Genomic DNA, 13,212 nt, shown 5'->3' on the forward strand with positions numbered 1-13,212 from the left:
CAAGAAGGTGGAGCCACCTAGGAGAATCGAACTCCTGACCTGCTCATTACGAGTGAGCCGCTCTACCGACTGAGCTAAGGTGGCGTGCCCCGACGGGCGGCACGAGTCTACGGCAGTCGGCCCGACCCGCCCAAGTCGCCGGAGGTCAATCCCGCAGTTCCTGGCCGAAGGTGGCGACCATCGCGTCCACCGCGAACTTGGGTTTGACGTTGATCGCCAGCGCCTCGCGGCACTCGAGTACCGCCTCGATGCAGCGCAGCAGCTTCTCGGGCGAGGCGTGGGCGGCCAGGGCCGCCACCCGGTCGGCCATGTCCGGGTGATTGGCCTGGACGCCGCCGGCGTTCGCCGACACCACCAGCGCATCGCGGAAGTACGTCGCGAGGTCGATCAGGGCCCGGTCCAGGGCATCGCGCGACGCCCGCGTCTGACGCGACTTCTGCCGTCGCTCAAGGTCTTTGATCGCGCCGGTGGCACCCCGCATCGCGCCCGCGGTGCCCTTGCCCGTGCCGCCGGCACCGAGCGCCGTCCGCAGCTCCTCGGTCTCGGCCTCCGCCCGGTCCGCGGTCAGCACCACGGCCTCGGCCTCGGCGGCGGCCACCAGTTCCTCGGCGGCGGCGTAGGCGCGCGACGGGGTCGCGGCGTCGCGCACCAGGCCGAGTGCCCGCTCCCGTCGCTGCCGCGCCTCGGAATCGGTGGCCAGCCGGCGCGCCCGCCCCACGTGCCCGCCGCTGACCGACGCGGCCCAGTTGGCGGTGTCGGCGTCCAGGCCGTCGCTGTCGACCAGGACGCGCGCGATCGCCTCGGTCGGCGGGGTCACCAGCGCGACGTGGCGGCACCGGGAGCGCAGCGTTACCGCGATGTCCTCGGGATCCACCGACGGCGCGCACAGCAGGAACACCGTCGACGGCGGGGGTTCCTCGACCACCTTCAGCAGCGCGTTCGCGGCGCCCTCGGTCAGCCGGTCGGCGTCCTCGATGACCACGATCTGCCGGTGCCCGGTCGTCGGGCGCCGCGACGCGATCTGCACGATGGCGCGCATCTCGTCGACGCCGATGGACAGGCCCTCGGGGATCACCCGCCGCACGTCGGCGTGGGTGCCGGCCATGGTCGTCGTGCAGGCCCGACACTGCCCGCAGCCCGGCTCGCCGTCGGACGTGCACTGCAGGGCGGCCGCGAAGCACAGCGCGGCCACCGAACGGCCAGAACCCGGCGGGCCGGTGATCAGCCACGCATGTGTCATAGTCCCGTCGGCCGGATCGCTGTGAGCCGGATCACCGCGGGCCGCGCGGGCCGCGGCGAGCAGCATGGCAACGACGGCCTCCTGGCCTACCAGCCGCGTAAACACCCCGGACATCACCGGCAACAGTAGTGACACCGACCGACCGATACCGATCGGCCACCGTATCGGGATGAATCCGTGACATTTCCGGGTCGTTTCGGCAGGTATCGGCGACTTGCCGAGATCCTTATTGTTTTCCGCCAAGTCCGCCCTGCCCGATACGGTGGATTGGTGGCAACCGAGGCAGCACTGCCCGGGCGGATCGGCGCGTTCGCCCGGTGGGTGGTGCGCACGCCGTGGCCACTGTTCGCGCTGAGCATGCTGCAGGCCGACATCATCGGCGGTCTGTTCGTGCTGGGCTTCCTGCGCTACGGCCTGCCGCCGCAGGACCGCATCCAGCTGCAGGACCTGCCGCCGGTCAACCTGGCCGTCTTCGTCAGCGTCGTGATGTTCCTGTTCCTCGCCGGGATCGTGTTCAACCTGCGGCTGATGCTGCCGGTATTCCGCTGGCAGCGCCGCGACAACCTGCTGGCCGATGCCGACCCGGCCGCCACCGAGTTGGCCCGCAGCCGCGCGTTGCGCATGCCGTACTACCGAACGATCACCAGCATGGTCGCCTGGTGCATCGGCGGCGTGGTGTTCATCATCGCCAGCTGGTCGGTGGCCAAGTACACCGCACCCGTCGTCGCGGTGGCCACGGCGCTGGGCGCCGCCGCGACCGCGATCATCGGGTACCTGCAGTCCGAGCGGGTGCTGCGGCCGGTGGCGGTCGCGGCCCTGCGCAGTGGGGTGCCGGAGAATGTCAAGGCGCCCGGCGTGATCCTGCGCCAGATGCTGAGCTGGATGCTGTCCACCGCGGTGCCGCTGCTGGCGATCGTGCTGGCGGTGGTGGCCGACAAGGCCTCCCTGCTGCACGCGACGCCAGAGAAGTTGTTCAACCCGATCCTGTTGCTGGCGTTGGCGGCGTTGGGCATCGGTCTGGTCAGCACGCTGCTGGTGGCCATGTCGATCGCGGACCCGCTGCGCCAGCTGCGCTGGGCGCTGTCGGAAGTGCAGCGCGGAAACTACAACGCCCACATGCAGATCTACGACGCCAGCGAGCTGGGCCTGCTGCAGGCCGGGTTCAACGACATGGTGCGAGACCTGTCCGAGCGGCAGCGCCTGCGCGACCTGTTCGGCCGCTACGTCGGCGAGGACGTGGCCCGCCGCGCCCTGGAGCGCGGCACCGAATTGGGCGGCCAGGAGCGCGACGTCGCGGTGTTGTTCGTGGACCTGGTCGGCTCCACGCAGCTGGCCGCCACCCGGCCGCCCGCCGAGGTGGTCCACCTGCTCAACGAGTTCTTCCGCGTGGTGGTCGACACCGTCGGCAGGCACGGCGGGTTCGTCAACAAGTTCCAGGGCGACGCGGCGCTGGCCATCTTCGGGGCGCCGATCGAACACCCCGACTCCTCCGGCGGCGCGCTCGCGGCCGCCCGCGAGCTGCACGACGAACTCCTCCCGGTGATCGGTTATGCGGAGTTCGGGATCGGGGTGTCGGCCGGCCGCGCGATCGCCGGCCACATCGGCGCGCAGGCCCGTTTCGAGTACACGGTGATCGGCGACCCGGTCAACGAGGCCGCGCGGCTCACCGAGCTCGCCAAGCTGGAGGCCGGGCACGTGCTCGCGTCGGCGATCGCGGTCAGCGGCGCGCTCGACGCCGAGGCGCTGTGCTGGGACGTCGGCGAGGTCGTCGAGTTGCGCGGGCGCGCGGCGCCGACCCAGCTGGCCCGGCCCGTCAAGCTGGCCACGCCGGAAGACGTTGTGGAAGAAGAGATCCCGAGCGACGTCCGCGGCTAGCGCTTGGTCGCCCGCCGCGCCGGCGCCTTGCGGGTGGTTTTCTTCGCGGGCCGCTTGACCGGGCCCCGGGCCCGCCGGTCGGCCAGCAACTCGGCGGCGCGCTCGTCGGTGATCGACAGCACGTCGTCGCCCTTGCGCAGGCTGGCGTTGGTCTCGCCGTCGGTGACGTACGGCCCGAACCGGCCGTCCTTGATGACCATCGGCTTGCCCGACGCCGGGTCGGTACCCAGCTCGCGCAGCGGCGGCGCCGAAGCGCTCTGCCGGCCACGGCGTTTGGGCTCGGCGTAGATCTTCAGCGCCTCTTCGAGCGTGATGTCGAAGATCTGTTCCTCGGTCGCCAGCGAACGAGAATCGTTGCCCCGCTTGAGGTATGGGCCGTAGCGCCCATTCTGCGCGGTGATCGGCTCACCGGATTCGGGGTCGGTGCCGACCACCCGCGGCAGCGACAGCAGCTTCAGTGCGTCCTCGAGGGTGACCGTCTGCAGGTCCATGCTGCGCAGCAGCGAGCCCGTGCGGGGCTTGGGGCCGGTGGGCTTCTTGCCCTTCTTGGCCGGGGCCGCGTCACCGTCCTCCGGCGGCGGCTCGGGCAGCACCTCGGTCACGTACGGCCCGTAACGGCCGTCCTTGGCCAGGATTTCGTGGCCGGTCTCGGGGTCTACACCGAGCGAACGGCCCTCCTGCGGCGTGGCGAAAAGCTCCTCGGCCACCTCCAGCGTCAGCTCGTCGGGGGTCAGCGAGTCGTTGAGGTTGGCCCGCTGCGGCGCGGGCTCGCCCTCCTCGTTCGTCACGATGCGTTCGAGGTACGGCCCGTTCTTGCCCACCCGGACATAGACGGGCCGGCCCTCCGCGTCGTCAAACACCTTGATGGAGTTGACTTCTCGCGCGTCGATGCCCTCGAGGTTGACACCGACGAGCTTCTTCAGGCCGCCGGAGCGGGCGATCGACTCCGGCACGCCGTGGTCACCGCCGAAGTAGAAGTTGTTGAGCCAGGTGGTGCGCTGCTCGTTGCCCGACGCTATCGCGTCGAGCTCGTCTTCCATCGCCGCGGTGAAGCCGTAGTCCACCAGCCGGCCGAAATGCTGTTCCAGCAGACCGGTGACCGCGAACGCGACCCAGGACGGCACCAGGGCACTGCCCTTCTTGTACACGTAGCCGCGGTCCTGAATGGTCTTGATGATCGACGAGTACGTCGACGGCCGGCCGATGCCCAGCTCCTCGAGCGCCTTGACCAGCGAGGCCTCGGTGTAACGCGCCGGCGGGTTGGTGGCGTGGCCGTCGGGGGTGAGCTCGAGGGCCGCCAACCGCTGCCCTTCGGTCAGGTGGGGCAGCCGGCGCTCGGCGTCGTCGGCCTCGCCGCCGGCCAGCTCGTCCACCGTTTCCACGTAGGCCTTCAGGAAGCCGGCGAACGTGATGGTGCGCCCGGTGGCGGAGAACGTCACTTGCCTTTCTCCGGCGGGACCACCCGCCGTGCCGCCGATCCGCAGGCTCAGCGTGGTGCCGCGCGCGTCGGACATCTGCGAGGCGACCGTGCGCTGCCAGATCAGCTCGTAGAGGCGGAACTCGTCGCCGTCGAGCTCGCGACGCACCGCGTCGGGGGTCGCGAAGGTCTCCCCGGCGGGCCGGATCGCCTCGTGCGCCTCCTGGGCGTTCTTCACCTTGCGGGTGTACTGGCGCGGCGACGGCGAGACGTACTCCTCGCCGTAGAGCTGACGCGCCTGGTTGCGCGCCGCGCCGATCGCCGACTCCGACAGCGTCGTCGAGTCGGTGCGCATATAAGTGATGTAGCCGTTCTCGTAGAGGCGCTGCGCGATGCTCATCGTGCGCTCGGACGAGAACCGCAGCTTGCGGCCGGCCTCCTGCTGCAGCGTCGACGTCATGAACGGCGCGTACGGCCGACGGGTGTAGGGCTTCTCTTCCACCGACGTCACCGACAGCTGCGCGCCCCGCAGCCCGGTGGCCAGCTCCGTCGCGGCGGCCTCGTCCAGGATGACGACCTCGTTCGCCTTGCGCAGCTGGCCCAGCGAGTCGAAATCGCGGCCCGTCGCGACGCGCAGGCCGTCCACGTTGGTCAACCGGGCGGTGAAGGTCGGCGGCTGGGCCTGCGGGTCGGAGATGCTCGCGTCCAGCTGGGCGACGATGTCCCAGTACGACGCGCTGCGGAACGCCATCCGGTCGCGCTCGCGCTGCACGATGATGCGGGTGGCCACCGACTGCACGCGGCCCGCCGACAGCTTGGGCGCGACCTTCTTCCACAGCACCGGGCTGACCTCGTAGCCGTACAGCCGGTCCAGGATGCGGCGCGTCTCCTGGGCGTCGACCAGATCGATGTCCAGGTCGCGGGGATTTTCGGCGGCCTCCAGGATCGCCGGCTCCGTGATCTCGTGGAACACCATCCGCTTGACCGGGATGTTCGGCTTCAGGGTTTCCAGCAAGTGCCACGCGATGGCTTCGCCCTCGCGGTCACCATCCGTGGCCAGGTAGAGCTCGTCGACGTCCTTGAGCAGGCCCTTCAGCTCGCTGACGGTGTGCTTCTTCTCCGGGCTGATGATGTAGAGCGGCTCGAAGTCGGCGTCGACGTTGACGCCGAGCCGGGCCCACGGCTCGGACTTGAACTTGGCGGGCACGTCGGCCGCCGCGCGGGGCAGGTCGCGGATGTGGCCTCGGGAGGACTCGACGATATAGCTGGAACCCAGGTAACCGGCCAGTTTGCGCGCCTTGGTGGGCGACTCGACGATGACGAGTCGCCTACGGATCCCATTTCCACCGCTGACGCGGTCCTTTAGCTTCGGGTCAGCCAACTGCGCTTACGCTCCATCCCTTATCTCGGCCCCTTGCGAGACCGCCCTGCAGGAAGGATGACAGGCCAGCGTCCGAAATTCCGGTGAAATCAGGTACGCGAGCGTTCCTTCGCTTCAGGGCATCTGACAATTTCGCACCCTCGGGCGGGCCTGCGCAAACCGGCTTCCCCAAAAACGGGTCCTAAAGCCCGGCTAGACGCGGGGCCACAGCGACAACGCCTCCGCGGCGTCGGGCGGTTCCCCCACGTTCTCTACCAGGCGCGACAGCCTGCGCCGGCCGCTGATTCGAAGCGCCGGACGGCCGCCGCGCGTCCCGATCAGGGTCGGCGCGATCCCGACGCGCATCAGCGCCGACGCCAGCGGGGAATGGGTGTCGGGCGCGTGCGGGTCCAGGCCCAGTAGATAGTGGTCGCCCTCCGGGCTGCCGGCCGCCAGCGTCCACGCCCGCAACTCTCGTGGCCCGGGCAGCCAGCGCGGGGGCACCGTCTTGACCGCGCCCCGGGTCCATTCGGCGGCGAGCGTGATCAAAGCGGGGGTCACGGCCGTCCTCACCAAGGGGGTGTCCTCGTCGGTGCGGCCGATCTCGGGCGTCACACCCGCCTCGCGAATCATCTCGGCCAGCGCGCTGGCCCGCCACGGCTGGTCCACGACCACCGAAAGGCGGGCACCCTGGCTTTCAGACGAAGCCCCGACCACGACGATCTGGCCGGAGGACGCCAGCACCCCCGAGAGATCGGCGACCGCAGGCGGCACCGACTCCGCTGTGAAGAAGGAAAGCTGGCTCACGCCAACGACAGTAGGCCAGGTCGACCGTCCTCGCCTTCAGGCGCTCTAAACGGAAAGCGAAAACCCCCCGGCGAGTTCCGCTGGGCGGAGTTGCGCGGGGGGTTTCGTGGAGAAGCTGCTCGTCTCAGACGGAGCGGACTCCGGTGGCCTGGGGGCCCTTAGGGCTGTGGCCGATCTCGAACTCGACCTTCTGGTTTTCTTCGAGGGTGCGGAAGCCCGAACCCTGGATCTCCGTGTAGTGGACAAAAACATCTGCGGAACCGTCTTCGGGCGCAATGAACCCGAATCCCTTCTCCGCGTTGAACCACTTCACAGTTCCCTGTGGCATCTCTCGATCTTTCCTTTTCTTATGGGTGCGGGGCACCGCCTTTCGATGCCCCGGGCCAGCTGCGACCGCCATACCTCGCGTAGTCGCCGGAACTTCACCCGACCGATAACCTCGCAGGAACCGCGGCCGCAACGTTGTTCCTGCGAAAGTTTTACACGAACACAGAAGCTGCGACCGCAATCAGTCAACCATGTTCATCGCGTCCGCGACAGACTTGCGTCTTAACGGATCCTTAGGCGGATGCTTGGAGGGTGTCACGTGGCGAGTTTCGGCGCCGACCTGCTGGCCGTCGCGCTCGCCGGAACCGCGGCGAACGAGCGCCCGCTGCGCCACGTCGCCGAGCTGCCCGCGCGCACCGGCCAAGCCCACGGCTGGCCCCAGTGGGCCGAGCCCGAGGTGGTTCGCGCGTTCGCCGAGCGGGGCGTCGAAGCGCCGTGGTCACACCAATTCCAGGCCGCGGAACTGGCCCACGCCGGGCGCCACGTGGTGATCAGCACCGGCACCGCGTCGGGCAAGTCGTTGGCCTATCAGCTTCCCGTCCTCAACGCGCTGGCGACGGACCCGCGGGCCCGGGTGCTCTACCTGTCGCCGACCAAGGCGCTGGGCCACGACCAGTTGCGCACGGCGCACGCGCTGACCGCCGCCGTTCCCCGGCTGCGCGAGGCTGGTTTCGGGGTCGCGCCCACCGCCTACGACGGCGACAGCCCGGCCGAGGTGCGACGCTTCGCGCGCGAACGCTCGCGATGGCTGTTTTCCAACCCCGACATGATCCATCTGTCGATCCTGCGCAACCACGCCCGCTGGGCGGTCCTGTTGCGGGGCCTTCGCTTCGTGATCGTCGACGAATGCCATTACTACCGTGGGGTTTTCGGCTCGAACGTGGCGATGGTCCTGCGCCGGCTGTTGCGGCTGTGCGAGCGCTACTCGTCGGCGCCCACCGTCGTCTTCGCCAGTGCCACGACCGATTCGCCGGGCGCGACCGCCGCCGAGCTCATCGGCCGTCCGGTGGCGGAGGTCACCGAGGACGGCTCGCCGCAGGGGGCGCGGACCGTGGCGTTGTGGGAACCCGCGTTGCGGACCGATCTGACCGGTGAGAACGGTGCGCCGGTGCGCCGGTCCGCCGGCGCCGAGGCGGCGCGGGTGATGGCCGACCTGATCGCCGAGGGCGCGCAAACGCTGACGTTCGTCCGCTCGCGCCGCGCCGCCGAGCTGACCGCGCTGGGTGCGCGGGCGCGGCTCGAGGACGTCGCCCCGGACCTGTCGGCGAAAGTGGCGTCGTACCGGGCCGGTTATCTTGCCGAGGACCGCACCGCGCTGGAGCGCGCCCTGGCCGAGGGCCGGCTGCGCGGCCTGGCCACCACCAACGCGCTGGAGCTCGGCGTGGACATCGCCGGACTGGACGCGGTGGTGCTCGCCGGTTTCCCGGGGACGGTCGCGTCGTTCTGGCAGCAGGCCGGCCGGTCGGGCCGACGGGGCCAGGGTGCGCTGGTCGTCCTGATCGCCCGCGACGATCCCCTGGACACCTATCTGGTCCACCACCCGACGGCGCTGCTGGACAAGCCGGTCGAGCGGGTCGTCATCGACCCCGCCAACCCCTACATTCTCGGACCCCAACTACTTTGCGCGGCAACCGAAATGCCGCTGGATGAAACCGAGATCCGGGATTTCGGCGCCATCGAGGTGGCCCAGGGCCTGGTCGACGACGGGTTGCTGCGGCGGCGCAACGACAAGTACTTTCCCGCGGCCGGGATACAACCGCACGGGGCGGTGGACATCCGCGGGTCAGCGGGCGGCCAGATCGTCATCGTCGAGGCGGACACCGGGCGGCTGCTGGGCAGCGCCGGGGTCGATCGGGCCCCGGCCACGGTGCACCCCGGGGCGGTGTATCTGCACCAGGGCGAGACCTACGTCGTCGACTCCCTGGACACCGAGGACGGGATCGCGTTCGTGCATGCCGAGGATCCCGGGTACGCGACGTTCGCGCGCGAGCTCACCGACATCGTGGTCACCGGCAGCGGCGAGCGGTTGACCTTCGGGCCCGTCACCCTGGGCCTCGCGCCCGTCCGAGTCACCCATCGGGTGGTGGGCTACCTGCGTCGCCGGATGTCCGGGGAGGTGATCGACTTCATCGAGCTGGACATGCCCGAGCACGTGCTGCCCACCACCGCCGCCATGTACACCATTTCGCCGGATGCGTTGCTGCGCAACGGTATCGAGGCGCCGCGCGTTCCGGGGTCGCTGCACGCCGCCGAGCACGCGGCCATCGGCCTGCTGCCCCTGGTGGCCAGCTGCGACCGCGGCGACATCGGCGGCCTGTCCACCGCGATCGGTCCCGACGGGCTGCCCACCGTCTTCGTCTACGACGGCTACCCCGGCGGGGCGGGATTCGCCGAACGCGGATTCCGCCGGGCCCGCACCTGGTTGGGCGCGACGGCCGCCGCGATCGAGGCGTGCGAATGCCCGAGCGGATGCCCCTCGTGCGTGCAATCCCCCAAATGCGGCAATGGCAACGATCCACTCGACAAGGCCGGGGCCGTACTCGTGCTGCGGCTGGTGCTCGCGGAATTGGGTCGCGAATCACCCTAAGAAGATCCGGTAGACGGCCGTCGGGTGGTTGGGGTCAGCGCCGCGCTAACCGGTCGGACGGCTTGGCATCGGGACTGGCCGCAGAATTCCATCAAGCCAGCCATGCGACCAGGCCAGCGGGTACGCTCCTACACAACCCGTCGCCGTCGGGCCCCGCACGTTAGGCAACTATTCGGGAGGTGCCCGATGTCGTTCGTCGCAGCAACACCGGAGGCGGTGGCTGCGGCAGCCGCCGACCTGGCCAGTATCGGTTCGAACTTTCGCGAGGCCACCGCAACCGCGGCGGCGCCCACGACAACGGTGCTGGCCGCCGCCGAGGACGAGGTGTCACTCGCTGTTGCGGCGCTGTTCGGCGCTAGTGGTGAGCAGTATCAGGCGTTGAGCGCCCGCTTCGCGGCGTTGCACGACCAATTCGTAGGGGGGTTGAGCGGCGGCGCCGCGGCCTACTCGAGCGCTGAGGCCACCAACGAGGGGCTGTTAAACGTCCTCGCGGACGATTTTCTCTCCGTGATCAACGCCCCAACCGAAGCGTTGCTGGGGCGTCCGCTCATCGGCAACGGCGCCGACGGGGCGGCCGGCACCGGACAAAACGGCGGGGCCGGCGGAATCCTGTTCGGCAATGGCGGCAAAGGGGGATCAGGTGCTGATGGCCTGGCCGGCGGCAACGGTGGAGCCGCAGGTTTGTGGGGCAACGGCGGGACCGGCGGCCGGGGCGGCCCGACAATAGCCGCTGGGGCCAACGGCGGGGCTGGCGGCACCGGCGGGACCGGCGGGTGGCTGTTCGGCGCCGGGGGCGCTGGCGGTGCCGGCGGTGTTTCACTGCTTGCCAACGGCGGGTCCGGTGGCGCGGGTGGGGCCGCCCTATTGTTCGGCCACGGTGGAGCCGGCGGTGCCGGAGGAGCCGGTTCATTCCAGGTAGTCGGCCCGGTCGGCGGGGCAGGCGGAGCCGGCGGCAACGCCGGCCTGCTGATCGGTGACGGGGGTAACGGCGGTAACGGTGGGGACATCGGTGGCAGCGGTGGCCTTGGCGGCAAGCATGGGCTGCTGATCGGCCATGACGGGGCCAATGGGTAGTAAAGGGGTTGCCACGGCGTGACAGGGCTTGGGCCCGCCATGCCGGGAAGGTTCCTGGACCCGGTGGGCTGCTGCTGGGACTGAACGGGATTGACGTGTCGCCGTAGCGAATGCACCGCGCGCTGGCAGGCGCATACGAAGTTGGGCGGCGAATCACGCCAACCAATACCGGGACGGCGACCAACCCCTCAACGGTCGACCTCCACGAACGCGCGTCGTGACGGGCGCCATTCCTCACTGCTGAGGAAACTTCAACGTACCACCGCGCCGCGCTCCAAATGGGCGGAAATGCGATCCGTTCGCAATCCCGTCGGCGCCGGTCGAGCACCGGCGTAACCGGCCGTCGCACCGCCGTAAAATGCGCACATGGCCCACGACTGGTTGCTCGTGGAGACGTTGGGGGGCGAGCCCGCCGTCGTGGCGCAGGGTCGCCAACTCAAAAACCTCATCCCGATCACGACATTCCTGCGCCGCAGCCCGCATCTCGCCGCCGTGCGGACCGCGATCGCCGAGTCGGTGCAGACCGGCCAGAGCCTGACCAGCATCACCACCAAGCGCGACCGCGTCATCCGCACCGAGCCGGTGATGATGTCCGACGGCCAGATCCACGGCGTGCACGTGTGGACCGGGCCGGCCGACGCCGACCCGTCCGAGCGGCCGATCCCCGGCCCGTTGAAGTGGGACCTCACCCTCGGGGTGGCCACCGATACCCGGGAGTCGCTGACCAATAGCGGCAAGAATCCCGACGTCGAAGTGACGTTCGGCAGGGCCTTCGCCGAGGACCTCCCCTCGCGCGAGCTCAACCCGAACGAAACGAAGGTGCTCGCCATGGCGGTTCGGGCCAAACCCGACCAAACCATCTGCAGCACATGGGATCTCACCGATTGGCAGGGCAATCCGATTCGGATCGGCTTTGTCGCGCGGACCATGGTGGAACCCGGGCCGGACGGCCGCGACCACCTGGTCGCCCGGGCGATGAACTGGCGATCGGAGCTCAAGGGCCCGGTGGTATCCACCGACGATCTCGCGCAACGGATCCTCAACGGACTGGCCCAGGCCGGAGTCCACCGGGCCCTCGTCGACCTGCAGACCTGGGCCCTGCTGAAATGGCTCGACGAGCCCTGCCCGTTCTACGACTGGCGGGGCGTCAGCACGGACAGGCCGAAGGTCCATCCGGACGACGAGCATCTAAAGGACTCCATGACAAAGGAATTCGTTGACGGCCCGACGAGTCGGGTGCTGCGCATGCGGGGCCACGACGACGACTGGGTGCCCGTGCACGTCACGGTCAACAAGGTGGAACTCGAACCGGACACCTTCGCCGGACTGGTCTCGCTGCGACTTCCGACCGAGGCGGAGGTCACCGAGGCGGGACTACCAAACGCAGGGAATACCACCGCCTGATCATCCCGGCAGGTCCGGCGGCCGTCCCCGGGAAACACCGACCGGCAAACTCCCGTGGAAGTCGCCGAAAATACCTTTGTTAACCACGGAATAATGCTTCGCGGACCGCCATAGAATGCGATCGTGCCGACCGTATGAGTCGGCGACGCCGACAGGTCGGCATGGCTTATGAGTCATGACGTACCTAGAGGTGTGACATGTCGTTCGTAATCGCGGCGCCCGAGGCGCTCGCGGCAGCGGCCGCGGATTTGACGAGTATCGGTTCGACGATCGGTGCGGCCAGTGCGGCTGCGACCGGACCCACGACGGCATTGGTGCCCGCCGCCGCCGACGAGGTGTCCGCGGCCATCGCGGCGGCTTTCGGGGCCTACAGCCAGGGCTATCAGGCCCTCAATGCGCAGGCGGAGGCGTTTCATCAGCAGTTCGTCCAGGCCCTGACCGCGGGGGCCGCCGCGTACGCGGCCACCGAAGCGGCCAATGCGTCGCCCATCCAGCAGCTGCTCAACCTGGTGAACGAGCCGTTCCAGGCCGCGCTCGGGCGCCCACTGATCGGCAACGGCGCGAACGGGGCCCCCGGGACCGGGGCGCCCGGCGCGGCCGGCGGGATCTTGCTCGGCAACGGTGGAGCCGGGGGGTCCGGAGCGTCCGGCCTGCCCGGCGGGAATGGTGGGCCGGCCGGGCTGTTCGGGATCGGCGGGGCCGGCGGGACCGGCGGAGGCTCGACTACGGCAACCGGCGGGAGCGGTGGGGCGGGCGGGACCGGCGGCCTGTTGTTCGGCGCCGGCGGCGCAGGTGGGGCAGGTGGGTTCGGCATCAACGGCGGCGCCGGCGGCACTGGCGGCGCGGGCGGGCTGTTCGCCGTCGGCGGGGCCGGCGGGCTCGGCGGGTTGGGCGGCGGCACCGGCGGCGCCGGCGGCGCTGGCGGGCTCGGCGGGTTCGGCGCCCGCGGCGGAGTCGGCGGCGCCGGCGGAACGGGCTTTGTGGGCGGGTCCGGCGGGACCGGCGGGGCTGGCGGACTGTTTGCCGCCGGTGGGGCCGGCGGCGCCGGCGGGGTCGGTAACCCCTCCGCGGGGCTCGGCGGGGCAGGTGGCACCGGTGGGGCCGGCGGCGTGTTCGGCGCC

Annotated in this window: 8 protein-coding genes, 1 tRNA gene and 1 pseudogene; 5 read left to right on the forward strand and 5 right to left on the reverse strand. The window is 70.1% G+C overall.

Translation table 11 applies throughout. The features are described from left to right. Positions 1 to 8: 8 nt before the first annotated feature. Together AC5Y5E_RS15845 and AC5Y5E_RS15850 are read right to left on the reverse strand one after the other, a co-directional pair. Positions 9 to 84, reverse strand: a tRNA-Thr gene (locus AC5Y5E_RS15845). A gap of 61 nt (positions 85 to 145) precedes the next feature. Continuing rightward, positions 146 to 1,354, reverse strand: a complete 1,209-nt coding sequence (locus tag AC5Y5E_RS15850; RefSeq protein WP_499903895.1) for a DNA polymerase III subunit delta' — start codon at positions 1,352 to 1,354, stop codon at positions 146 to 148. Positions 1,355 to 1,417: 63 nt separating this feature from the next. On the opposite strand from AC5Y5E_RS15850, the gene AC5Y5E_RS15855 reads away from it, so the two are divergent. After that, on the forward strand, positions 1,418 to 3,115 hold the full coding sequence (locus AC5Y5E_RS15855; protein WP_499903896.1) for an adenylate/guanylate cyclase domain-containing protein: 1,698 nt from the start codon (positions 1,418 to 1,420) through the stop codon (positions 3,113 to 3,115). Here the strand turns inward: AC5Y5E_RS15855 and topA are convergent. From topA to cspA, 3 genes are all read right to left on the reverse strand, one after another. Next, positions 3,112 to 5,913, reverse strand: coding sequence for a type I DNA topoisomerase (topA, locus tag AC5Y5E_RS15860; RefSeq protein ID WP_499903897.1), 2,802 nt, complete (start codon positions 5,911 to 5,913; stop codon positions 3,112 to 3,114). The genes AC5Y5E_RS15855 and topA overlap by 4 nt on opposite strands. Positions 5,914 to 6,105: 192 nt before the next feature. Further along, positions 6,106 to 6,699, reverse strand: coding sequence for a hypothetical protein (locus tag AC5Y5E_RS15865; protein ID WP_499903898.1), 594 nt, complete (start codon positions 6,697 to 6,699; stop codon positions 6,106 to 6,108). Between the two features lie 124 nt (positions 6,700 to 6,823). Then, positions 6,824 to 7,027, reverse strand: coding sequence for a cold shock protein CspA (cspA, locus tag AC5Y5E_RS15870; RefSeq protein ID WP_007166602.1), 204 nt, complete (start codon positions 7,025 to 7,027; stop codon positions 6,824 to 6,826). Between the two features lie 258 nt (positions 7,028 to 7,285). On the opposite strand from cspA, the gene AC5Y5E_RS15875 reads away from it, so the two are divergent. The 4 genes and pseudogenes from AC5Y5E_RS15875 to AC5Y5E_RS15890 form a co-directional block, all read left to right on the forward strand. Then, complete coding sequence (locus AC5Y5E_RS15875; protein WP_499903899.1) at positions 7,286 to 9,613, forward strand: DEAD/DEAH box helicase; 2,328 nt, start codon at positions 7,286 to 7,288, stop codon at positions 9,611 to 9,613. Between the two features lie 186 nt (positions 9,614 to 9,799). Next, a pseudogene (locus tag AC5Y5E_RS15880) lies at positions 9,800 to 10,657 on the forward strand (PE family protein); the annotation flags it as partial. Positions 10,658 to 11,053: 396 nt separating this feature from the next. Then, the gene (locus AC5Y5E_RS15885) at positions 11,054 to 12,091 is read left to right on the forward strand and encodes a PAS domain-containing protein (RefSeq protein WP_499903900.1); all 1,038 of its coding nucleotides are present in this window, start codon (positions 11,054 to 11,056) and stop codon (positions 12,089 to 12,091) included. Between the two features lie 197 nt (positions 12,092 to 12,288). After that, positions 12,289 to 13,212 (forward strand): PE family protein (locus AC5Y5E_RS15890; protein ID WP_499903901.1); only part of this gene is annotated, 924 nt, incomplete at its 3' end.

It is taken from the genome of Mycobacterium sp. NGS54 (assembly GCF_059812465.1).

What these genes read in the sequence shown, in the direction of transcription:
- AC5Y5E_RS15850 (WP_499903895.1), bottom strand. Translation starts at nt 1,354, where the DNA reads ATGTCCGGGGTGTTTACGCGGCTGGTAGGCCAGGAGGCCGTCGTTGCC.
- cspA (WP_007166602.1), bottom strand. Translation starts at nt 7,027, where the DNA reads ATGCCACAGGGAACTGTGAAGTGGTTCAACGCGGAGAAGGGATTCGGG.
- AC5Y5E_RS15885 (WP_499903900.1), top strand. Translation starts at nt 11,054, where the DNA reads ATGGCCCACGACTGGTTGCTCGTGGAGACGTTGGGGGGCGAGCCCGCC.